Raw genomic sequence first — 22,064 nt, forward strand, 5'->3', positions numbered from 1 at the left:
CCGTCATGCGCGATCCGCTTGCGCGTCGCGCAGGAACAGCGCCTGCAGGTCGTTCAGGAAGCGCTGGCCGAGCGCGGTCGGCGCGATCCGCTCGTGGCTGCGCGTGATCAGCCCGCGCTGCTCCGCCTCGCGCAGCGCGGGTTCGATCTTCGCCATCGGCATCCCGGTGCGCTCGGCGAAGCTGTGCACCGGAAAGCCCTCGACGAGCCGCAGCGTGTTCAGCATGAACTCGAACGGCAGGTCGCGCGGGCCCACCTCGCGCTCTTCCTGCACCGGCGCGCCGGCCTTCACCTGCTCGATGAAGGTGCCCGGGTGCTTGTAGCGCGCCTGCCGCAGGATCCGGTTCGGGAACGACAGCTTGGTGTGCGCACCCGCGCCGATCCCGAGGTAGTCGCCGAAACGCCAGTAGTTCAGGTTGTGCTTGCACTGCCGGTTCGGGCGCGCGTAAGCGGACACCTCGTAGCGCCCGTAGCCCGCTTCGGCCGTGCGTTCGTGGATCCAGTCCTGCATGTCGGCGGACGCGTCGTCGTCGGGCACGGTGGGCGGGAACTTCGCGAACAGCGTGTTCGGTTCGAGCGTCAGGTGATACAGCGACAGGTGCGGCGGCGCGAACGACAGCGCGGTCTCGATGTCGGCGCGGCACTGGTCGAGCGTCTGGTTCGGCAGCGCGAACATCAGGTCGAGATTGAAGTTGTCGAAGGTGCGCGCCGCGACCTCCACGGCCGCGCGCGCCTGCGCGCTGTCGTGGATCCGGCCGAGCGCCTTCAGGTGCTCGCCGTTGAAGCTCTGGATGCCGATCGACAGCCGGTTCACGCCGCTCGTGCGGTATTGCGCGAAGCGCGCGGCCTCGAACGTGCCGGGATTCGCCTCGAGCGTGATTTCCGCGTCGGCGTCGAGCGGCAGCAGCGCGCGCACGTCCGACAGCAGCCGGTCGAGCCCCGCCGCGGACAAGAGGCTCGGCGTGCCGCCGCCGATGAAGATCGTATGCACCTGGCGCCCCCAGACGAGCGGCAGCGCCTGTTCGAGATCCGCGCGCAGCGCGTCGAGATAGTCGTTTTCCGGGAACGCGTCGCCTTGCCACTCGTGCGAATTGAAGTCGCAGTAGGGGCACTTGCGCACGCACCACGGGAAATGCACGTAGAGCGCGAGCGGCGGCAGCGAGGTCAGGTGCACGCGCCCCGGCGATGCGAAGGTCGCGACGATGCGCGCGCCGTTGGCGGCAGCCTGGCTCACGACGCGTCTCCGAGCCGCGCGAGCAGCGTGCGCAGCGCGAGCGCGCGATGGCTCTGCGCGTTCTTGACGGCCGGCTCGAGTTCGGCGGCCGTCGCGCCGAGCGCGGGCACGAGGAAGTGCGGATCGTAGCCGAAGCCGTGCGCGCCGCGCGGCGCGTCGACGATCTCGCCGTGCCAGCGGCCCTCGGCGAACAGCGGTTCGGGATCGTCCGGGTGGCGCACGAGGGCCAGCACGCAGCAGTAGTACGCGCGGCGATCGGCGACGCCCTGCAGTTGCGCGACCAGGTGCGCGTTGTTGGCGGCGTCGCCCTTGTCGAGCCCGGCGCGCTGCGCATAGCGCGCCGAATACACGCCCGGCGCGCCGCGCAGGGCGCGCACGCACAGGCCGGAGTCGTCCGCGATCGCGGGCAGGCCGGTCAGGCGGGACGCATGGCGCGCCTTCGTCAACGCATTCTCGATGAAGGTCGGATAGGGCTCGTCGGCCTCCGGCACGTCGAGTTCGCCCTGCGGGACGATCTCGATGCCGGCCGTCGCGAACAGCGCGGCGAATTCGCGCAGCTTGCCCGGGTTGTTCGACGCGAGCACGATGCGGCGCGGTGCGGCGTCGTCGAATGCGATCGACATGTCAGACACCCAGCGCCTGCTTCTGCAGGCGCACCAGCGATTCGATCCCCTGTTGGGCGAGATCGAGCAGCGTGTTCATCTCGGCGCGCGAGAATGGCGTGCCTTCGGCGGTGCCCTGCACCTCGACGAAACCGCCCGCGCCCGTCATCACCACGTTCATGTCGGTGTCGCAGCGTGAATCCTCTGCGTAATCGAGGTCGAGCAGCGGCGTGCCGTTGAACACGCCGACCGAGATCGCCGCGACGTAGTCGGTGATCGGCGAGCGCGTGAGCTTGCCGGCCGCGAGCAGCGACGAGACCGCGTCGTGCGCGGCGACGAACGCGCCGGTGATGCTCGCCGTGCGCGTGCCGCCGTCGGCCTGGATCACGTCGCAGTCGAGATGCAGCGTGCGCGGGCCGAGCGCCTCGAGATCGAACACCGCGCGCAGCGCGCGGCCGATCAGGCGCTGGATTTCCTGGGTGCGGCCGGTCTGCTTGCCGCGCGCCGCCTCGCGGTCGCTGCGCGTGTGCGTCGCGCGCGGCAGCATGCCGTATTCGGCGGTCAGCCAGCCCTGGCCGCGATCGCGCAGGAATTCGGGTACGCGCTCGGCGACGCTCGCCGTGCAGATCACCTTGGTGTCGCCGAACTCGACGAGCACCGAGCCTTCGGCGTGTTTCGTATAGTGGCGCGTGATGCGCACGTCGCGCAGCTGATCGACGCGGCGGCCGCTCGGCCGGGAAGGGGAATTCGTCATGGGAACCAATGCGCTGGGGGGAAACCGTGATTTTACGCCGAACGGCGCGACGGCCGGCGCAAGGGGCGCGGCCAAAAATGGGATAATACGCGTTTAACGCCCCGCGCCCCTCAAGCGCCGGGCGCCTCGAATTCCCAGGCCGGGCCGGCCAATCCTACGGCGAGACGAACCATGATCTACAGCATGACGGGCTATGCGAACGCTACGCGCGAACTCGTGGCGGCTTCAGGCAATGGCGGTACCAGTGTGTCGGTGGAACTGCGCACGGTGAATTCGCGCTTCCTCGACCTGAATTTCCGCATGCCGGACGATGTGCGCGTGTGTGAGCCGTCGCTGCGCGAGATGTTGATGAACAAGCTGTCGCGCGGCAAGGTCGACGTGCGCATCAACCTGCAGCGCGGCGACCAGAGCGCCAACGCGGGCGCGTTGAACCAGACCGCGCTGGGCCAGCTGGCCGAACTCGAGCGCGCGGTGCTCGATGCGTTTCCGGGCGTCGGCCGCATGCGTGCGGGCGAGATCCTGCGTTGGCCCGGCGTGCTCGCCGAGAGCGGCGTGTCGGCCGACACGCTGCGCGATGCGGTGCTGGCCTGCGGCAAGGAGGCGATCAACGAGCTGGTGGTGGTGCGCTCGCGCGAGGGCGCGCAGCTTGCGTCGATGCTGCTCGCGAACGTCGTCGAGATGGAGGCGATCGTCGCGCGCATCACGCCGCTCGTGCCGGAGCTGATCGCGAAGCATCAGCAGAAGATCGTCGAGCGCCTGCAGGAGGCGCTCGGTCTCGCGGCGCCGGAAGGCAGCATGCCGCTCGTGTCGCGCGAGGAAGCCGCCGAGCGGATCCGCCAGGAAGTGACGATGTACGGGATCCGCATCGACATCGCCGAGGAACTGTCGCGCCTGACCGCGCACCTGAATGAAACGCGTCATGTGATCGAGAAGGGCGGCCGGGTCGGCAAGCGCCTCGACTTCATGATGCAGGAACTGAATCGCGAAGCGAACACGCTCGGCTCGAAGGCCGCGGCCAAGGAGCTGGCCGACGCCTCGATGGCGCTCAAGCTGCTGATCGAGCAGATGCGCGAGCAAGTGCAAAACCTGGAGTAACGCAACATGACCGACACGAACCGCGCCGGCGCCGCCGCGCATACGCTGCACGCCGGCGCTTATCCCGGCAACCTGTTCATGGTGGTCGCGCCGTCCGGCGCGGGCAAGTCCACGCTGGTGAACGCGCTGCTGGCGAAGGATCCGGAGATCTGCCTGTCGATCTCGTACACGACGCGCAAGCCGCGTCCCGGCGAGCAGGACGGCCAGCACTACCACTTCACGACGGTCGAGGATTTCCGCGCGCGCCACGCGCAGCACGAATTCCTCGAGAGCGCCGAAGTGCACGGCAACTACTACGGCACGTCGCGCGTGTGGATCGAGGAGCAGATGAAGAGCGGCCACGACGTGCTGCTCGAGATCGATTGGCAGGGCGCGCAGCAGGTGAAGAAGCAGTTCCGCAACGCGGTCGGCATCTTCATTCTCCCGCCGTCGCTGGACGCGCTCGAAGAGCGCCTGAAGAAGCGCGGCCAGGATGCGCCGAACGTGATCACGCGACGCCTGCTCGCGGCGGGCAGCGAGATCGCGCATGCGTCGGAGGCGGAGTACGTGGTGATCAACGAGAACTTCGAGCGCGCGCTCGCGGAGCTTGAGTGCATCGTCTCGGCCACGCGCCTGCGGGTCGCGTCGCAATATGCGCGGCACACCGAACTTTTCATCGAGCTCGGCATCCATCTGCCTCACGCCGAGTAACGGCGGGGGCAGAGGGACATAAGGTAGAATACAAACCATATTCAGAAGGAAACCCAACATGGCTCGCATTACCGTCGAAGACTGCCTGAAGCAGATCCCGAATCGCTTCGAACTGGCGCTCGCCGCCACTTATCGTGCGCGTCAGCTCGCGCAAGGCCATACGCCGAAGATCGAAAGCCGCGACAAGCCGACGGTCGTCGCGCTGCGCGAGATCGCGGCCGGTCAGGTCGGCGTCGAGATGCTGAAGAAAGTGCCGGTTTAAGGCACACTCAGATTTCGACAGTCATGTAATCCCCGCGCAACCGACGTGCCAACCCGAGGAGGCGAATATGAGCACCACCCCATCGTCCGCCTCCGCGGATGCCAGCCCGGCTGAGGCAGCCGCCACGTCGCCCGCGCGGCAGTACATCGATGCGGTCCTCGAACAGTCGTTTCGCCATCTGTTCGGGCCGACCGCCACCCCGGAGCAGCCGCGCAAGCACGGCGTCGTTTCGATCGCGAAACTGACGGCCGCGCTTGCCGAGTATCTGAGCCCGGAAGAGGTCAAGGAAGTCAAGGCTGCGTTCCATTTCAGCGACGAAGCCCACCTTGGCCAGTATCGCCAGAGCGGCGAGCCCTACATCACCCATCCCGTTGCCGTTGCCGAGATCTGCGCGAGCTGGAAGCTCGACGCGCAGGCGGTCATGGCCGCGCTGCTGCACGACGTGATGGAAGACCAGGGCGTGACCAAGAGCGAGCTGGCCGAGCGGTTCGGCCCGAAGGTCGCGGAGCTGGTCGACGGGCTTTCGAAGCTCGACAAGATGGAGTTCCGCAGTCGCGAGGAGGCGCAGGCGGAGAACTTCCGCAAGATGCTGCTCGCGATGGCGCGCGACGTGCGCGTGATCCTCGTGAAGCTGGCCGATCGCCTGCACAACATGCGCACGCTCGGCGCCGTGCCGATGGAGAAGCGCCGCCGCGTCGCGCGCGAAACGCTCGACATCTACGCGCCGATCGCGCACCGCCTGGGTCTGAACAATACCTATCGCGAGCTGCAGGACATGAGCTTCGCGAATTTCAACCCGCATCGCTACGCGACGCTCGAGAAGGCGGTCAAGGCCGCGCGCGGCAATCGCCGCGAGGTGATCGGCAAGATCCTCGAGGCGGCCCAGCGGGCGATGGGCGACGCGAAGATCGAAGCGGAGATCACCGGGCGCGAGAAGACCATCTACAGCATCTACCGGAAGATGCGCGACAAGCAGCTGTCGTTCTCGCAGGTGCTCGACGTCTACGGCTTCCGGGTGGTGGTCGAGAATCCGCTCGACTGCTACACCTGCATCGGCGCGCTGCATGCGCTCTACAAGCCGGTGCCGGGCAAGTTCAAGGATTACATCGCGATCCCGAAGGTGAACGGCTACCAGTCGCTGCACACCACGCTCGTCGGCCCGTTCGGCGCGCCGATCGAGTTCCAGGTGCGCACGCGCAAGATGCACGAGATCGCGGAGGCGGGCGTCGCGGCCCACTGGCTGTACAAGAACGGCGGCGCCGACCTGAACGACGTGCAGTCGCGCGCCCACCAGTGGCTGAAGTCCTTGCTCGACATCCAGAGCGAGGCGGGGGATTCGAGCGAATTCCTCGAGCACGTGAAGATCGACCTGTTCCCCGATGCGGTCTACGTGTTCACGCCGAAGTCGAAGATCATGGCGCTGCCGCGCGGCGCGACGGCGCTCGATTTCGCGTATTCGATCCACAGCGATCTCGGCAACCAGTGCGTGGCCGTCAAGATCAACAACGAGCTGCTGCCGTTGCGCACCGAGCTGAAGAGCGGCGATATCGTCGAGGTCATCACGGCGCCGTACTCGAAGCCGAATCCCGCGTGGCTCGGCTTCGTGCGCACCGGCAAGGCGCGCTCGGCGATCCGTCACTATCTGAAGACGATGCGCCTGAACGAGTCGGTGCAGCTCGGCGAGCGGCTCGTCGACCAGAGCCTGAAGGGCTACGGGTTCGCGCTCGCGGACGTCGGGCCCGATGTCTGGGAAAAGCTCGTGCAGTGGACGGGCAACAAGAGCCGCCAGGAGATCTTCGCGGATATCGGCCTGGGCCGGCGCGTCGCGGCGGTGATGGCGAAGCGCATCGAGGTGCTGATGACCGGGCGCGACGCCGACGACGACCTGCCGCGCGCGGAGCGCCACGCGCACCATGCGCCGCCCGTCGTGATCACGGGCACCGAGGGTATGTCGGTGCAGTTGTCGGCCTGCTGCCGGCCGATTCCGGGCGACGACATCATGGGCTATATCGGCATCGGCCTCGGGATGGCGATCCACACGACCGACTGCCGGGTTGCGCAGCGGATCCACCGCCGCGATCCGGGCCGCTGGATCGACGTCGCATGGGCGCCGCAGCCGGGCCGCCTGTTCGACGTCGCGGTGAAGGTGCTGGTGAAGAACACGAAGGGGATCTTCGCGCGCGTGGCGGCCGACATCACGTCGGCGGACGCGAACATCGTGCACATCGCGATGGACGAGGATCTGACTCACGAGTCGACGGTGCTGCGCTTCGTGATCCAGGCCAGCGACCGCGTGCATCTGGCCAACGTGATGCGGCGCGTGCGGACCAATCCGGACGTGATGCGGATCATGCGCGAGCGATCGAGCGACGACGTCGTTCATGCGCGTCACGACGGCGGCATGCGGATCGACCGGGAGCGCCAGGATTATTGATGGCCTGCCGCGAGAGGCGGCGCGAAAACATTGGAACGGCAGCCTGCGGGCTGCCGTTTTTCATGGCGCCTGAAGGCGGCGCGCAAAAGAAAAGGGCCTTCCCGGAGGAAGGCCCTTTATAAATGGCGCGGCTGGCAGGATTCGAACCCACGACCCCTTGGTTCGTAGCCAAGTACTCTATCCAACTGAGCTACAGCCGCACGCAAAGCGGTGCTACTTCGAATTGTTAAGGGCCTTCTCGGGAGAAGGCCCTTGGAAAAGTGGCGCGGCTGGCAGGATTCGAACCCACGACCCCTTGGTTCGTAGCCAAGTACTCTATCCAACTGAGCTACAGCCGCACGCAGAAGTGAGATTATAGCAAAGGAAAATAAAAAGGGAAGTGGTCTTTCGCAATTTATTGGGACAAGCCGTTCGTGTACTCTTGGAGGCCTCATCCATGCTGTTGACCGTGTACGTATGAACAAGGCGTTTGTGAAGGAGCCGGACGGGGACGACGACGACCTCGATCACGCGCAACCCGCGATTCCGGCGGGGGCGAAGAACTACATCACGCCCGCCGGGCACCAGCGCCTGCGCGACGAACTGCTGCAACTGATCGACGTCGAGCGTCCGGAGGTGGTGCGCCTCGTATCGTGGGCCGCCTCGAACGGCGACCGTTCGGAGAACGGCGACTACATCTATGGCAAGCGCCGTCTGCGCGAGATCGATCGGCGCATCCGCTTTCTCACGAAGCGTCTCGATCTCGCGGAAGTCGTCGACGCGAGCCGTCAGGAGAGCACCGACCAGGTGTTCTTCGGCGCGACGGTCGACTATGCGACGCGGGACGGCGAGGACCATACGATCACGATCGTCGGCGTCGACGAGGTCGACCTCGATCATGGGCGCGTGAGCTGGATCTCGCCCGTGGCGCGTGCATTGTTGAAAGCCCGTGTCGGCGATACGGTCACCTTGATGACGCCGCTCGGTCCGGAGCCGATCGACGTGCTGGACGTTCGCTATCCGGCGCCGGGCGGGGCGGTCTGAACCGCGTGCCGTGCGACCGATCATGAAAAAAGCGCCCCATCGGGGCGCTTTCCACTGCGGCGTATGCTGCCCGCTCAGAAGCGGTGGCGCAGGCCGGCCGTGACGGCGATCTGCTTCTCGCTCGACGACGCGCCGCCGATGCCGTTGATGTAGGCGCCGAGACCCGTGCCGTCGGGGCTGACCTTCTGGTATTCGCCCTGCAGGTACACGTCGGTCCGCTTGGACAGCGCATAGGCGGTCTGCAGGTTGAACTGGTTCCAGCCCGGATGGCCGTTGTTGAGGAAGCCCGCGGTGTAGGTGTACGAGCCGGCCAGCGTCCAGGCCGGCGTGAATGCATAGCGGGCATTCACTTCATAGTTGTTGAAGCGGACGAACGAACCGTTGAGCGACACGCCGTTCGACAGGCCCGACGCGCCGGAACCGATGGCGAGACCCGAATCCACGCGGGTCTGCGTGAACACGAAGCCTGCCGTCGCCGGACCGTAGGTGTAGTTGATGCCGCCGCCGAACACGCGCTGACGCTGGCCGACGAAGGTGTTGTCGCCCGCCACCGCGCCGCCCGAATTGCTCACCGCGGGAGCCGTCAGGCCCGTGACGCTGTTGTTCAGCTGCAGGTAGCCGGCGCCGATGTTGAAGCCGGCGTAGCTGTACGACGCACCGACGCTGTAGGCGCGATTGTTCGAGAACTGGGTGCTGTTCGAGAAGCCATACAACGCGCCGAGTTTCAGGCCGCCGTAGTTGGCGCTGGTGTACTTGACCGCGTTATTGATCCGGAACGAATTGTTCAGGTTGTCGTTGTCGAACGGGTGGGCGAACTGAGTGCCGCCGAACTGCGTGCCAGTCAGCGACAGCGGGCCGATGAAGTCGACGACGCTGTCGTATTGGCGGCCCAGCGTCACCGCGCCGAACTGGTCATGCGACAGGCCGACGAACGCCTGGCGGCCGAATTCGCGCCCGTTTTGCTTGAGCGTGCCGTTGTTGATGCCGAAGCCGTTCTCCAGCACGAAGATCGCCTTCAGGCCGCCGCCGAGATCCTCTGCGCCGCGCAGGCCCCAGCGGCTGCCGTTCACCGAGCCGCTCGTTTCCGACCACGCGCTGTGGCCACCTTGGTTGTTCGCGTAGGTGATGCCGGCATCGATCAGGCCGTACAAGGTGACGCTGCTTTGCGCGTACGCCGCGCTCGCGAAGACGCTGGAAAGGGCTGCCACGATGAGAGTCTTTTTCATTGATCTATCTCCGTTCGGTACAGGATGGATGACGCTCTGGCCCGCATTGTTGGGCGCCTCCGGGGCGGCGCTGCGAGAGGGGGGCGCCCCGGAGGGAAATGCATCGGGCGCCACGACGCCCGTTCCAAGCGACTTGAGTGTAGAGAGCGAGGTCCGCGTCCGCTGATTCCAGATTAAGCAATAATTAATTTAAGTTCACGCAATGATTTCGGACTCGGCCGAAAGCCTTGCCGGGCAAGGCCGGCTCGCAATTCGGAGGGGATTTTCAGGGTTACGAATCGATTACCGCGTTGCGCGTTGGCGACAAAGGAGGGGGCCGGTCAAGCGTCGTCCAATCGTGTGATTATTGACACTTTGGCAATAGAGGTTTGTGCGGAGCATGGCTGATGAAGCCATGCCAAGTCGCTATACTGCAATCTCTGCTTTACGAAGCAGACTTTTTCGTTGACGGAAAAGATCTCCAAACCTTTGTCAGCGCGACTTTCCGGTCGCGCTTTTTTTTGCCCGCCGATTATTGTTCATACCAGCGACGCCGACGTGCCGGCGGCGCTGCATCGGTGTCGTCGCTGGGCGGCATCGCGGGCTGCGCCCAGTCTTCCATCACATAGTGCCGAGCATCGAGCGGCGAGGCGAGCAGGTTTTGCCAGTGGTCGCCGTGCCAGTTCGTGTCGAAGGCGGGATCGAGCAGGTCGGAGGAAATCGGGGTGCGATCTTGTCCGACCCTGCGGCGGGCAAAACCGAGCCGATGAGCGAAGCGTCGGATTCCATCCAGCATGACAATCTCCCGAGCCATTCAGGCACTGTTCAGGCGCGAGTCAGCTTGACGAATGTTTTTATGAAATACAATGCGGATAAATACTGAGTCAATGTGACTTTTTCTTCTCGCAGGTAGAACTTGCGATCGAACGGATATTTCCTAATCCCACCCGGCAATAATGACAGGTGTCGTTGCAAAATATTAATCTTTTGTAGGAAGTGTACCGATTCCAGATGTATTAGCGTCAATTAAGATAAGCGGTCATCAAAAATTTTCTTGACTGAATTGGATGCTCCAATTTATAAAAGCAGCACTAAGCCTTCGGTGCTTTCTGCCTCCGGTTACGAGGGTGGGGGATGAGGGATTTTTAGTGACGGCATAAGGGCGCAGCCCGATTTATTTAAATTTAGTGGGGAACTTGGAATATGGATACCGGTATCGTGAAATGGTTTAACGATGCTAAGGGCTTCGGCTTTATTACGTCGGACAATGGCGGTGAGGATTTGTTTGCACATTTTTCCGAAATTCGGATGGATGGCTTCAAGACCTTGAAGGAAAATCAGCGGGTGTCGTTCGAAGTAAAAACCGGCCCCAAGGGCAAGCAGGCCGCGAATATCCAGGCGCTTTGAACGCCGGAAGCGCATGAGGGTCGTGCGAGCCCCCGCCCCAGGCGGGGGTTTTGGTTTTCATGACGGGTAGAATGCCGGCTGGCGCCGCGCAGAATCCGGCGCATACTGCACCGAAACAGGAAGCGCCGTCTCTAGCTACTCATGTCCGAATCGCAATTGCTCCACCCGGCGACCGACGCGCCGATCGTGTTCGTCGACCTGGAAACGACAGGCGGCTCCGCCGCCGACCACCGCATCACCGACATCGGCATTGTCGAGGTCGGCGCGGATGGCACCCTGTCCACCTGGACGACGCTCGTCAATCCGCTGCAATCCATTCCGCCGTTCATCCAGCAGCTCACCGGCATCACCAACGAGATGGTGCGGGATGCGCCGACCTTCGACACGCTCGCGCCCGCGCTGTTCGAGCGTCTCGACGGCAAGCTGTTCATCGCGCATAACGCCAGCTTCGATCGCGGCTTCCTGCGCGCGGAATTCCAGCGCGTGGGCCTCGCCTTCAATCCCGACGTGTTGTGCACGGTGCGCCTGTCGCGCGCGCTGTTTCCGCGCGATGCGCGCCACGGGCTCGACGCGTTGATCGAACGGCATGGGCTCGTGCCCAGCGCACGCCACCGTGCGCTCGCCGACGCCGACCTGATCTGGCAGTTCTGGCGACGCCTGCACGATCAGGTGCCGGTCGAGCGGCTGCGCGAACAGATCGCGCGCACGACGCGTCATTACCGGCTGGCGGGAAGCGTGACCGAGGAACTGCTGGAGTCCGCGCCCGCCGGACACGGCGCCTATGCGCTGTTCGGCGAGGACGACGCGCCGCTCTATGTCGCGCGCAGCGTGCGGGTCCGGCAGCGGTTGCGGTCGCTGTTGACGGGGGAGCGGCGCTCGGCGAAGGAACTGCGCATCGCCGCGCAGGTGCGCCGGGTCGCCTGGCGCGAAACGCCCGGCGAATTGGGTGCGATGCTGGCGGAGGCGGCCTGGATTGCCGAATTGACGCCTCAGTTCAACCGCAAGCCGACCGAGGCGAAGGCGCGTGGACGGGCCGGCGAACTGCCCTGGCCGTTCACCGGCCCGGTCGTGTTCGAGGAGCAGGGCGCGGTGAGCGGATTCCACGTGATCGACCGCTGGCGCTACCTGGGCGCGGTGCGATCGATCGCGGAAGCCGCCGCGATCGTGGCGGCGGGCGCCGACGGCGCCTTTGTGCCGGCGGTCCAGCGGATCCTCCAGACCCATCTGGCGCGCGGCCTGCAGCTGGTGCCGCTCGCGCCCGCGGCCGCGTGAGGCGGCGTCAGCCGACGCGGCTCGCGCTGCCTGCGCTGCAGACGTGCGACAGCGCGGTGTCCAGCGCGACGGACTGCCCGGAATCGTAGCGGGTCAGCGTTTTCCAGTTTGCGATGCTGCGCGCGAGCCGCGACGGGCAATCGGGCGCGTCGCGCAGCGGTGCGGCGCGCGTGAGGCCGGCGAGCAGCGCTTGCGTGAGGCGATCGAGTTGCGGGCGCGTCTGGGTCGCGAGATCGGGCGCCGGGCCATCCGGCGCGCGAGTGGCGCGCCACTGCGTGAACAAGGCGTCCTGCACGATCTTGCTCGCGGCGATCTGATCCTCGAAGAACGCACGCGCATAGGCCGGCTCGATGCCGCTTGCCGCCGCGCGTCGCTCGACGCTGGCCAGCAATTCAGCCTCGCGGCGCGGATCCGTGATCGGCTTGTGGTTTGCCCACTTCCAGCGCGCCACCGGCTCGGCCAGCGCAAGGCGCTGCGACGCGAGCGCGACGAGGTTGGTAAGCGCGGTGTCGTCGCCGTCGGCGCGCGCGAAGTGCGGGGCGGCCAGCATGGCGAGGCCCAGCGACGCGGCCGTGAGGCGCGCGAGAGTCGTTGGTTTCATCGGGTGACAGGCGGTGCGGCGCGAGGCCGGGAGATTAAAAACCGAAGGATAAGCGAAGATACCGCGCTGCGGCGCGGCAGGAGATCAGCAGGCGCGGCCGAACACACCCGGCTGGCCGGTGCGGCCCAGGTGGCATATGGCTTGCCGAGACGGGAGGGCGGAAGTCCGCACGGAATCGTTCGCGCTCGCGCGACGGTTCACAGGCCGGAATGCGCCGTATCCGAACGAGCGGTCACTTCGGCGAGTACAGCTTGTGCTGCTCGTCGAAGAAGGCCCGAACGTGGTCCGGCAGTTCGGCGAGAAATTCGACGGCCACGGGTTCCGGATCCGGGCTCATCACTTTCTCGGGAGGCGGCATGCGCGTTGGCTTTTCGTCCATGATCATTCTCCTTGCGGTAAATCGATTATCGGCCGCAGCCTTTGCCTGACGCCAGTGTCGAATTGTTTCGACGCCGCTTTGTTGCGAAAATCGTACATGCTGCGGCGCGGCATGCCAGGGGCGAAGCGGGACAGGGTTCCGGGATCGCACGCCATCGCGCGCATCGCGTTCCTTGCGTGTGGTGATGGGGGGCGATGCGATGGCGGTCCGGTCCGGCGATTCCGCGTGTTTTCACCCATCGTCGACGGTGTGCGCATGAGCGTACTGCCGCGGAGTCGACGTGCCGTGCGGCGTCTGCGACCCTGCGCTGCAGACGCAGGATGACATCGGATCCGCTCGTTCCGCCGTTTCGGTTTCCGCGCGCATCTCGCCCTCGGCCGCAGTGTGACCGGGGGATTGATTCTTGTACGCGTGCTGGTTCACACAAATCGCATCGGGCGCCGTCTACCGCGCCCGCTTGGCTCGATCGCGTGGGGGCTCCCCGTATGCCGATGGGCTGGACATTTATCCATCATGGGCGCCGGCAGCGGGGCGTGCGGCGGACGGCACAGCCGCACGCCCGTCGGTTGTCCATTGTGCGGATTCGCAAGAAGCGCTGGCGGCGGTCGAATCGATCGTGCGTGAGCCGACATCCTCACGCATGAGCGCAAGCCTGGGCCGTAGTCGGGGAGCGGTGCGGCGGCATTGGTGATCTCGGCGCGGTGATCGGCCGTTGCGCATGGATCGAACCGAAGCGCGTCGATAAGGGAGTGAATCGCGTGCCGACGCTATCCGGCCCAAGCCGTTGCCGCTCGCGCACGTCGTTGGCCGGCGATGCGTAGGGCGCATGTGCGCTTCCGGAGGCATCGATACGGGAACAGCGGGGAAAGACTTGCCGACCGGCGTGCGCCGATGGAGGGAGAAACAGGCCCGGCGGCCGGAGCGGCCGCCGGGCGCAAGACCGTCAGGCGGCCCGCTTGAATAGACGGATCACGAACAACAGGATCACGGCGCCGATCACCGCGACGATGATCGAACCGATGAAGCCGCTGCCGATGCTGATGCCGAGCAGGCCGGCCAGCCAGCCGCCGATGATGGCGCCGACGATGCCGACGATGATGTCGACCAGCAAACCGAATCCGCCGCCCTTGACGAGCAGCCCGGCGAGCCAGCCGGCAATCGCGCCGATGATGAGCCACATAATCAAGCCATGAGCCATGGTGGTCTTCTCCTTGTGAAGTTCTTCAAATGAACCGACGCTGGTGGTCGATCGGTACTCGACACAACGGGCGCACCGATCCGGAGCGTCGCCCACGCAATGTACTGCAAGAAGCGCAGCAATAGACGGGTCAGGATCGTTAAGTAATGTTATGCATCCTTGGGTCGATTTTCCAACCGTTTTTTGTACGTGGAATCCACCTCCGTGTGAAATGAAAATGTAAGCGGATGGCTCGGATGACGAATCAATTTTGCGCGCCGGTCGGGTAAGCCGGACGGCGCGCAGGCGGTCGAGGCCAGATCAGACGGGATGAGCGGCGGTGAAATTCTTGAATGCCGCGTAGGCTGTTTTTTTCGTGACGCCGTTCGTGTCGACGAGGCCGAACAGGTTGTTGGATAGATCGATCAATTGATAGAGCATGACCGACTCCAGGTTGTACTGCGAGCGGACCGTGTAATACTGGGTCAGTGCGCGCGTCACGTAATCGGCTTGTTGGGCCGGCGTATCGAGATTGGCATTGAAGCCCCATTCGGTCAGCCAAATTGGCACTCCGAACGAATCGGCGAGGATGCGCAGCACGTTGAGCGAGCCGCTCGGCCCCGCGTGTTCGATGTCGCCGGACGACTCGTACCAGTGGTACATCGTCACGTCCCAGCGCACCGGCGTCGCGCCGCCGCGCCCGCTCGCGGAACCGTCGGGCTGGATGCCGTTCCACAGCATCTGCAGCGCGCCATACGCGAGCGGCACGCCGACGTCGACGCCGCAGCGGATCGTCGGGTCGACCGAGCGCACGCCGTCGATCATGCCGCGGATCGCGCCGCGGAATGCTGGCCAGTAGGCGGGGTTGTAGTCGGCGGGTGACGGCCCGAGGCCAGTGACGAGGCCGTAGGCATCGAGTTCGTTGCCGCATTCGATGTGCGTGACGAGCCCCTTCAGTATGCCTGCGACCGAGGCGGCGAGCCGGAAGCCGACCGCGTAGGCGTCCGTCTCGGACATCGTCTGTTGCAGCGCGGCGCTGGGATTCAGGCATGGCAGGATCGTGACGCCGCTGTTCGCGAACGGTCCGTGCAGCGCGACGGCGAGCGTGCGCGCCATGTCGGCGCTGGCGACGTCCGCGCGATAGCAGGTCACGCCGAGGTCCTTCAGCGCCTGCAATTGCTGCGCGGCGGGCATGCTGGCATAGATCGACTCGGCCCACCCCATGTGGCCGTTCATGCCGTAGAACAGCTTCTGCGCGGCCGGCGCGGGCCGGGTCGCGCGCGGATCGGTCGCGGCGGTCCAGTTGCCCGACTGATAGACCCACCATTGCGCGCTCGCGTTCTCCGCGTAGACCGTGTGGTTCCAGTAGAGCAGCAGTGTCGCGGTGGACGGAAAGCGCGTGTCGACCTCGTTGTTCAGAACCCGGCCATTCGCGATTCGCCAGCTTTGTCCGCCGCTGTCGGTCAACGTCGCGACGGGCGGGGTGGTCGTGCCGGAGGCCGATTCCGTGGGCGTCGATGTACCGCCGCCGCCGGATGTCGCTCCGCCGCCGGTGCCGGCAGACGCGTCGGCGTTGCCCGGACCGCCGCCATCCCCGCCGCCGCATCCGGCGAGGGTCAGCGAGCCGGCGCCGGCCAGCAACCCCGCAAGGAATCGGCGGCGTGCATGGCGCGCATCGGCGGCGGAATCTACGAGTGGTGGGATGGACGGGGTGGGGGAGAGGCGAGACATCATGATCCCGTTAATTTCAAAAAATGGGATTATAGCGATGTAAAGTTGAAAATCTGAATTATTTATACTCCTAAGCAAATTTTTTTGAAAAACAATCGCAATTACGATTTGTTGCTTTTTGGGAGGCGTGGTGCTGTTGCTGGGGCAGTCTGCTGCGCGTGCTGGAGGGGCGGGCAAGATGGTGCAGGGCGTGCGGCCTTGCGCGAAAGCTCTTTGGGAGGCGCGGTGCGCTCCGTTGCGTGATGGCGGGCGGGTGCGTCGCGGGCAATTTAAGCAGTTTCTGGCGAGTGTTCGAAGGGGCGAATTGGACATCAGTCGATGATTCGTTCTTTTTTATTAATTATTTTGTGGTCGAACGTGGATTGATGTTTTTGTCGCTAATCGATTCGAATTCAATCGATGTAATTTTTACTTTGCATGTGTAAAAATTATCTGATCGTCGAGGGCGGTTGGCGTGATGGCGAGCCCGTGAAGCGTGGATCGTGCGACGGATGAGTGGGCTGGCTGGTGGTCGAACATCGGAGAGGGGCTGTCGATCAATTCCGTTCAGAGGCATCCAATATGAAGCCGCAGCGCGCTGCGGTGGTGTCGGCCGCGTCGGGGTCGTGTGTTCGGGTGCGCGCGGCCTGCCTTGTTTGGTCGAGGCGGGTGGCGACGTCGAGCGACGCCGATATGCGTGCATTCTCCGATCCGCACCCAAGCGCCTCGACCGGGGGAGCGCGATCGCGGTCGTGAGCGGCAAGCTTCAAAAGCGCCCGCAGTGCATCGTCGTCCATATCAGAGGCATGTCGGTCGCCGTGAGTTCTGCATGATCAGGCATGTGAGCGCGTGGGCGACGACGAATGCCTGCATACACGTCTGAAGAGGTTTCATGGGCATCATGAGCGACGACGTCATCGATCGCGACAGGGGCTCGCGCATACAAGGAACGCGATGCAGCTTGTCGTGTGCGGCGGCGTCATCGGGGTGCGCCGTTGCCGCGCCGGCGGGCAGATCGGGGCGCGGATCAACACGCAATTCTCGCGATCACGGGAAACCGGGGCCGGCGACGCGTCCGCGTTGCAGCGAGAGAGAGCGCAATGCACGAGGTTTCGCGGCCATGCGTTCGGAAGGTCGCGCAAATCGATGACGGCGAGTCGCACGCGATGAGTTCGCGTCCGTCACCCGCACACGCTCGGCATGCCGGACGGGGCGTGCCGACTGAATTCGGATGCGAAGAAGGCCGTGTGGCGGTTCCTTGTCGCAGGCGTCGACGTGAGCGGGATTCGATGCGACCGACGGGCCATCGCGGCGATTTGCGGCAGGCGTGCCGGCGTGAATGAAAACGAGAGCGGGCAATCGCCCAAACGGAAAAGGGGTACAACGCGAACGTTGTACCCCTTTTGGATTCTGTTGGTGCCGGAGAGAGGAATCGAACCACCGACCTTCGCATTACGAATGCGCTGCTCTACCGACTGAGCTACTCCGGCAACAGAGAAATGAAATTATAGGGTGATATCCAAGGGCTTGGCAATAGGTTTTGCGAAATTTTTTATGCCCATCGGGCAACTCTCGCTAACTCTTTGATCTGGCGCGATTCTTCGTCTGCACGCATGGCGCGTGCAGGCCGGAAGGCCGGACATATCCCGAAAAATCCGGCGACCGACGCGTACACGATCGATCGCCCGGACATTCCGCCGTCCCACGATGCGCGATTTCCCGCGCATCGTGGTGGGGCACGTCAGCGTGCTTCCTCGTGATAGCGGACGACGCGCTCGACTTCGTTCTTCGAACCGAGGATCACCGACACGCGCTGGTGCAGGCCGGTCGGCTGCACGTCGAGAATCCGTTCGGCGCCGGTGCTGGCCGCGCCGCCCGCCTGCTCGACGATGAACGACATCGGGTTCGCCTCGTACATCAGACGCAGCTTGCCCGGACGATCCGGCGTGCGCTTGTCGGCGGGATACATGAAGATGCCGCCGCGATTCAGGATCCGATGCACGTCGGCGACCATCGAGGCGATCCAGCGCATGTTGAAGTTCTCGCCGCGCGGGCCTTCCGCGCCTGCGTTCACTTCATCGACATAGCGCTTCACCGGCTCGTACCAATGGCGCGCGTTCGATGCGTTGATCGCGTATTCGCGGGTGTCGGCCGGGATCTGCATGTTGCTCTGCGTGAGCACCCAAGAGCCCACTTCGCGATCGAGCGTGAAGCAGTTGACGCCGTTGCCGGTGGTGAGCACGAACACCGTCTGCGGGCCGTACACCGCGTAGCCCGCCGCGACCTGGCGCGTGCCCGGCTGCAGGAACGATTCCTCGGTCGCCTGCTTGCCGTCCGGGCAGCGCAGCACCGAGAAGATCGTGCCGATCGAGACGTTGACGTCGATGTTCGACGAGCCGTCGAGCGGATCGAACACCAGCAGGTATTCGCCGCGCGGGTAGTTGGCCGGGATCGGGAAGAAGGTTTCCATTTCCTCCGACGCCATCGCGGCGAGGTTGCCGCCCCATTCGTTGGCGTCGAGCAGGATTTCGTTCGACAGGATGTCGAGCTTCTTCTGGACTTCGCCCTGGACGTTCTCGCTGCCGGCGGTGCCCAGCGCCTCGCCGAGCGCGCCCTTCGACACGTTGTAGCTGATCGCCTTGCAGGCGCGCGCGACCACTTCGATCAACAGGCGCAGGTCGGCGGGAAGGTTGTTGGTCGCACGCTGCTGTTCGATCAGGAACTTGGACAGCGTGGTGCGTCGGGTAATGGACATGGCGAGGCTCCAGGAGGCGAAGAATGCGTAAACAGCCCCGATTTTACCCGCCGCACCCGCCGCCACGCGGTTTTTCGCGTGCTGGGCGGCCTCGCGCGCTCACAGCAGCTCGATTTCCGGCAGCGCGATCACACTGGTCTCGCGCATCGTCGCGACGAAGTCGGCCGCGTACGGACGGCTCGCGAACGCCGGCAGGGTCGCCGCGTACAGCTCGCCCGACAGAGGGGTGCCGTCGGCGCGATGCACCGGGCGCGCGCTCACGTAATGCTTGTCGAGGTAGGTCGCGACCGCCCACAGCGGCAGCGCCGCGACCCCGCGCCGGCTCGCGACCAGCTGCAGGATCGCGACGGTCAACTCCGAGGTGCGCCGCCTGGGCTCGATGCCGGCCGGCTTGAGTACCTGGCGCATGATGTCGAGCATGTCGTCGGGCACCGGGTAGGTGATCAGCGTCTCGGCGCGGAAATCGTCGGCCTCCAGCGCGTCGCGGCACGCGAGCGTGTGATCGTTGGCGATCAGGCCGACGATCTGGAAGCGGAACAGCGGGTGGTAGACCACGGCCTCGCTCGCATCGGCCTCGGCGACGATCGCGAGATCGGCGCGATCCTGGTGCAGCAGGCCGATCGGGTCGGCGTGGAAGCCCGACACGATGTCGAGTTCCACCTCGGGCCAGCGCTGGCGGAACGCATCCATCGCGGGCATCAGCCAATCGAAGCAGGTGTGGCACTCGACCGCGATCCGCAGCGTGCCGCCCGTGCCTTGCGCGAGCCGCGCGACGTCGCGCTCGGCCTCCTCGATCGCCGGCACCACGGCCTCGGCGAGCGCGAGCAGCCGCTTGCCGGCGGGCGTGAAGGTCAGCGGCGCGGACTTGCGGATGAACAGCGGCAGCCCGAAATGCGCTTCCAGCGCCTTCAGCTGGTGCGACAGCGCCGATTGCGTGACGCACAGGCATTGCGCGGCGCGCGACAGGCTGCCGGTGTCGCGCAGCGCCGCCAGGGTTTGCAGGTGGCGAAGTTCGAGAGGGGAGCGGATCATCGTGCGCGGCCGTGATGTTGAAAAATATTCATTTTGATCTGAAAAAACTTTCGTTTGAGTAATGATAAGGCAAATCCGATACTGATCGCCGGTTCGAAACAGGAGGATCCGATGAGCACGGCGCACGTATTGGGCTTTCCGCGCATTGGCGCGCAGCGGGAGTTGCCGGACGCGCTCGAGCGCTACTGGCAGGCGGGGCAGTCCGCGGACGCGGAACGGGCGTTGCGGGAGACGGGGCGCGCATTGCGCGCCGCGCACTGGCGCGTGCAGCGCGACGCCGGGCTGGACTGGGTGACGGTCGGCGATTTCGCGTGGTACGACCCCGTGCTGACGACGCTCGCGTACCTCGGCGGCCTGCCGGCGCGCTTCGGCTTCGATCCGCGCGCGCTGACGCTCGCCGATTATTTCGCGGCGGCGCGCGGCGACGCTGCGCAGCCCGCGATGGATTCGGCTGCCTGGTTCGATACCAACAGCCGTTACCGGGTGCCCGAGTACGGCCCGCAGACGCAATTCGGCACGGGTGTCGACTGGTTGTTCGACGAACTGCGCGAGGCGCGCGCGCTCGGGCATCCCGTGAAGGTCGCGCTGATCGGCCCGCTGACGCTGCTCTGGCTCGGCCGCGAAGGCGAGGGGCTGGCCGACCGTCTGGCGCTGTTGCCGCGCCTGCTGCCTGCGTATCAGGCGCTGCTCGCGCGTCTGAAGGCGGACGGGGTCGAGTGGGTGCAGATCGACGAGCCCTTGTTCGCAGCCGATCTGCCCGCGGCGTGGCGCGACGCGGTGCCCGCGGCCTATCAGACGCTCGCGCCGCATGCACCGCGGCTGTTGCTGAGCACGTACTTCGGTGACGTGAGCGAGCATGCCGCGTTGCTGAAGTCGCTGCCCGTCGCGGGGCTGCATGTCGATTGTGCCGGCGTCGCTACGTCGGGCGTCGCTACGTCGCTCGACGCATTCGCGGCCGATTATCCGGCGGACAAGGTGCTGTCGTGCGGGATCGTCGACGGCCGCAACGTCTGGCGGCACGACCTCGAGCGTTCGCTGGCGCGGCTCGCGCCGGTGCGCGAGCGGCTCGGCGAACGCCTGTGGATCGCGACGAGCTGCGCGTTGCAGCACGTCCCGGTCGACCTGCGCGGCGAGGCGCGGCTCGACGACGAACTGAAATCCTGGCTCGCGTTCGCGGCGCAGAAGACCCGCGAAGTCGCGGTGCTGCGCGACGCGCTCGTGCACGGGCGGCGGGCGATGGCGGCCGAGTTCGACGCGGCGGCGGCCGCGCTGGCGTCGCGCCGGACCTCGGCGCGGATTCACAATCCGCTGGTCCAGCGTCGCGTGGCGAGCCTGACCGACGCCGACGCGCAGCGCAGCGCCGCCTATCCGGCGCGCGCGGCGCTGCAGCGCGCGCGCTTTCAATTGCCGCTGTTGCCGACCACGACGGTCGGCTCGTTTCCGCAGACCGACGAGATCCGCACGGCGCGCACCGCGTTCGCAGCGGGCGCGCTCGATCATCTCGGCTATCTGGAAGCGATGCGCGACCAGGTGAAGGTCGCGATCGACAAGCAGCTCGCCTATGGCCTCGACGTGCTGGTGCACGGCGAGGCGGAGCGCAGCGACATGGTCGAGTATTTCAGCGAGCAGCTGTGGGGCTTCGCGCTCACGCGCGCGGGCTGGGTGCAGCACGACGGCGCGCAGTGCGTGAAGCCGGCGCTGATCTACGGCGACGTCTATCTGCCGGAGCCGATCACGGTGGGCTGGGCGCAGTATGCGCAGAGCCTGACCGACAAGCCCGTGAAGGGCATGCTGACGGGCCCGGTGACGATGCTGCAGGGTTCGTTCGTGCGCGACGACCAGCCGCGCGCGGTGACCGCGTTGCAGATCGCGCTCGCGTTGCGGCAGGAGACGATCGACCTGGAGAAAGCCGGGATCGGCATGATCCAGATCGACGAGCCGGCGCTGCGCGACGGGATGCCGCTCAAGGCGCGCGAGCGCGCGGCGTATCTCGAATGGGCGGTGCGCGCGTTCCGGGTCGCGTCATCGGGAGTGGGCGCCGCGACCCAGATCCACACGCACATGTGCCACGCCGCGTTCGGCGACATCCTGCCGACGATCGCCGCGCTCGATGCGGACGTGATCTCGATCGAGACGAGCCGCGCGAACCAGGGCCTGCTCGATGCATTCGACGGGTTCGCGTATCCCAACGAGATCGGCCCCGGCGTCTACGACATCCATGCGCCGCGCGTGCCGGGCGTCGACGAGATCGCGGGCGCGCTCACGCGCGCGCTCGAACGGATTCCGGCGGAACGTCTGTGGGTGAATCCCGACTGCGGCCTCAGGGCGCGCGAGTGGGCGCAGGTGGATGCCGCGTTGACGGCGATGGTCGCGGCCGCGCGGCGTGTGCGCGAGGGCGTGGCCGCGACGGTCTGACGCGCGGCGCACCCGCCA

At 65.6% G+C, this 22,064-nt stretch carries 20 protein-coding genes and 3 tRNA genes; 8 read left to right on the forward strand and 15 right to left on the reverse strand.

Features of this window, described 5'->3' with window-relative positions; genetic code table 11:
* Positions 1-3: 3 nt before the first annotated feature.
* Genes hemW through rph form a run of 3 tightly spaced genes read right to left on the reverse strand, consistent with a single transcriptional unit; the run spans position 4 to position 2,589 of the window.
* Positions 4-1,233 (reverse strand): radical SAM family heme chaperone HemW, encoded by a 1,230-nt coding sequence (hemW, locus tag Bsp3421_RS16950; RefSeq protein WP_274001774.1) that lies wholly within the window; start codon positions 1,231-1,233, stop codon positions 4-6.
* On the reverse strand, positions 1,230-1,856 hold the full coding sequence (rdgB, locus tag Bsp3421_RS16955) for an RdgB/HAM1 family non-canonical purine NTP pyrophosphatase (protein ID WP_274001775.1): 627 nt from the start codon (positions 1,854-1,856) through the stop codon (positions 1,230-1,232). The genes hemW and rdgB overlap by 4 nt, the downstream gene beginning before the upstream one ends.
* Before the next feature lies 1 nt (position 1,857).
* Positions 1,858-2,589 (reverse strand): ribonuclease PH, encoded by a 732-nt coding sequence (gene rph / locus Bsp3421_RS16960; protein WP_274001777.1) that lies wholly within the window; start codon positions 2,587-2,589, stop codon positions 1,858-1,860.
* Between the two features lie 171 nt (positions 2,590-2,760).
* Here rph and Bsp3421_RS16965 point away from each other — a divergent pair, with 171 nt between their 5' ends.
* From Bsp3421_RS16965 to Bsp3421_RS16980, 4 genes are all read left to right on the forward strand, one after another.
* Positions 2,761-3,684, forward strand: a complete 924-nt coding sequence (locus Bsp3421_RS16965) for a YicC/YloC family endoribonuclease (protein WP_274001779.1) — start codon at positions 2,761-2,763, stop codon at positions 3,682-3,684.
* A gap of 6 nt (positions 3,685-3,690) precedes the next feature.
* Positions 3,691-4,374, forward strand: a complete 684-nt coding sequence (gene gmk / locus Bsp3421_RS16970; protein WP_274001781.1) for a guanylate kinase — start codon at positions 3,691-3,693, stop codon at positions 4,372-4,374.
* Positions 4,375-4,432: 58 nt separating this feature from the next.
* Entirely contained in the window at positions 4,433-4,636 is a 204-nt protein-coding gene (gene rpoZ / locus Bsp3421_RS16975) for a DNA-directed RNA polymerase subunit omega (protein WP_006025620.1), read from the forward strand.
* A 67-nt stretch (positions 4,637-4,703) separates the two neighbouring features.
* On the forward strand, positions 4,704-7,070 hold the full coding sequence (locus Bsp3421_RS16980; protein ID WP_274001784.1) for a RelA/SpoT family protein: 2,367 nt from the start codon (positions 4,704-4,706) through the stop codon (positions 7,068-7,070).
* 123 nt (positions 7,071-7,193) lie between these two features.
* On the opposite strand, the gene Bsp3421_RS16985 is transcribed toward Bsp3421_RS16980, so the two are convergent.
* Both Bsp3421_RS16985 and Bsp3421_RS16990 read right to left on the reverse strand, forming a co-directional pair.
* A tRNA-Arg gene (locus Bsp3421_RS16985) sits at positions 7,194-7,270 on the reverse strand.
* Between the two features lie 61 nt (positions 7,271-7,331).
* Positions 7,332-7,408, reverse strand: a tRNA-Arg gene (locus tag Bsp3421_RS16990).
* A gap of 118 nt (positions 7,409-7,526) precedes the next feature.
* On the opposite strand from Bsp3421_RS16990, the gene greB reads away from it, so the two are divergent.
* Positions 7,527-8,093: a transcription elongation factor GreB gene (gene greB, locus Bsp3421_RS16995; protein WP_274001786.1), complete on the forward strand. Its 567-nt coding sequence runs from the start codon at positions 7,527-7,529 to the stop codon at positions 8,091-8,093.
* Between the two features lie 74 nt (positions 8,094-8,167).
* Here the strand turns inward: greB and Bsp3421_RS17000 are convergent, their stop codons facing one another.
* Both Bsp3421_RS17000 and Bsp3421_RS17005 read right to left on the reverse strand, forming a co-directional pair.
* Positions 8,168-9,319 (reverse strand): porin, encoded by a 1,152-nt coding sequence (locus tag Bsp3421_RS17000; protein WP_274001787.1) that lies wholly within the window; start codon positions 9,317-9,319, stop codon positions 8,168-8,170.
* A gap of 511 nt (positions 9,320-9,830) precedes the next feature.
* Positions 9,831-10,094, reverse strand: coding sequence for a hypothetical protein (locus Bsp3421_RS17005; protein WP_274001788.1), 264 nt, complete (start codon positions 10,092-10,094; stop codon positions 9,831-9,833).
* Between the two features lie 407 nt (positions 10,095-10,501).
* On the opposite strand from Bsp3421_RS17005, the gene Bsp3421_RS17010 reads away from it, so the two are divergent.
* Both Bsp3421_RS17010 and Bsp3421_RS17015 read left to right on the forward strand, forming a co-directional pair.
* On the forward strand, positions 10,502-10,705 hold the full coding sequence (locus Bsp3421_RS17010; RefSeq protein WP_252987407.1) for a cold-shock protein: 204 nt from the start codon (positions 10,502-10,504) through the stop codon (positions 10,703-10,705).
* A gap of 141 nt (positions 10,706-10,846) precedes the next feature.
* Positions 10,847-11,977: an exonuclease domain-containing protein gene (locus Bsp3421_RS17015; protein ID WP_274001792.1), complete on the forward strand. Its 1,131-nt coding sequence runs from the start codon at positions 10,847-10,849 to the stop codon at positions 11,975-11,977.
* 7 nt (positions 11,978-11,984) lie between these two features.
* On the opposite strand, the gene Bsp3421_RS17020 is transcribed toward Bsp3421_RS17015, so the two are convergent.
* The 8 genes from Bsp3421_RS17020 to Bsp3421_RS17055 all read right to left on the reverse strand — a co-directional run bounded on the left by Bsp3421_RS17020 (position 11,985) and on the right by Bsp3421_RS17055 (position 19,631).
* Complete coding sequence (locus Bsp3421_RS17020) at positions 11,985-12,578, reverse strand: chorismate mutase (RefSeq protein WP_274001793.1); 594 nt, start codon at positions 12,576-12,578, stop codon at positions 11,985-11,987.
* Positions 12,579-12,810: 232 nt separating this feature from the next.
* The gene (locus Bsp3421_RS17025) at positions 12,811-12,957 is read right to left on the reverse strand and encodes a hypothetical protein (RefSeq protein WP_252983905.1); all 147 of its coding nucleotides are present in this window, start codon (positions 12,955-12,957) and stop codon (positions 12,811-12,813) included.
* Positions 12,958-13,900: 943 nt separating this feature from the next.
* Positions 13,901-14,155: a GlsB/YeaQ/YmgE family stress response membrane protein gene (locus Bsp3421_RS17030; protein ID WP_252983910.1), complete on the reverse strand. Its 255-nt coding sequence runs from the start codon at positions 14,153-14,155 to the stop codon at positions 13,901-13,903.
* A gap of 300 nt (positions 14,156-14,455) precedes the next feature.
* A complete protein-coding gene (locus Bsp3421_RS17035) occupies positions 14,456-15,775 on the reverse strand; it encodes a glycosyl hydrolase (protein ID WP_274001796.1) in 1,320 nt (439 codons plus the stop codon).
* A 626-nt stretch (positions 15,776-16,401) separates the two neighbouring features.
* Complete coding sequence (locus Bsp3421_RS17040; RefSeq protein WP_274001799.1) at positions 16,402-16,641, reverse strand: hypothetical protein; 240 nt, start codon at positions 16,639-16,641, stop codon at positions 16,402-16,404.
* A gap of 617 nt (positions 16,642-17,258) precedes the next feature.
* Positions 17,259-17,334: transfer RNA gene (locus Bsp3421_RS17045), tRNA-Thr, on the reverse strand.
* 251 nt (positions 17,335-17,585) lie between these two features.
* Complete coding sequence (locus Bsp3421_RS17050) at positions 17,586-18,599, reverse strand: class 1 fructose-bisphosphatase (protein ID WP_274001801.1); 1,014 nt, start codon at positions 18,597-18,599, stop codon at positions 17,586-17,588.
* A gap of 99 nt (positions 18,600-18,698) precedes the next feature.
* Positions 18,699-19,631 carry a LysR family transcriptional regulator gene (locus Bsp3421_RS17055; protein ID WP_274001803.1) on the reverse strand — a complete coding sequence of 311 codons (933 nt, stop codon included), beginning with the start codon at positions 19,629-19,631 and terminating at the stop codon, positions 18,699-18,701.
* A gap of 111 nt (positions 19,632-19,742) precedes the next feature.
* Between Bsp3421_RS17055 and metE the strand changes: the two genes are divergently transcribed.
* Positions 19,743-22,046, forward strand: a complete 2,304-nt coding sequence (gene metE, locus Bsp3421_RS17060; RefSeq protein WP_274001804.1) for a 5-methyltetrahydropteroyltriglutamate--homocysteine S-methyltransferase — start codon at positions 19,743-19,745, stop codon at positions 22,044-22,046.
* Positions 22,047-22,064: the final 18 nt, after the last annotated feature.

It is taken from the genome of Burkholderia sp. FERM BP-3421 (assembly GCF_028657905.1).
In the GTDB taxonomy this organism is placed as follows: Bacteria; Pseudomonadota; Gammaproteobacteria; order Burkholderiales; family Burkholderiaceae; genus Burkholderia.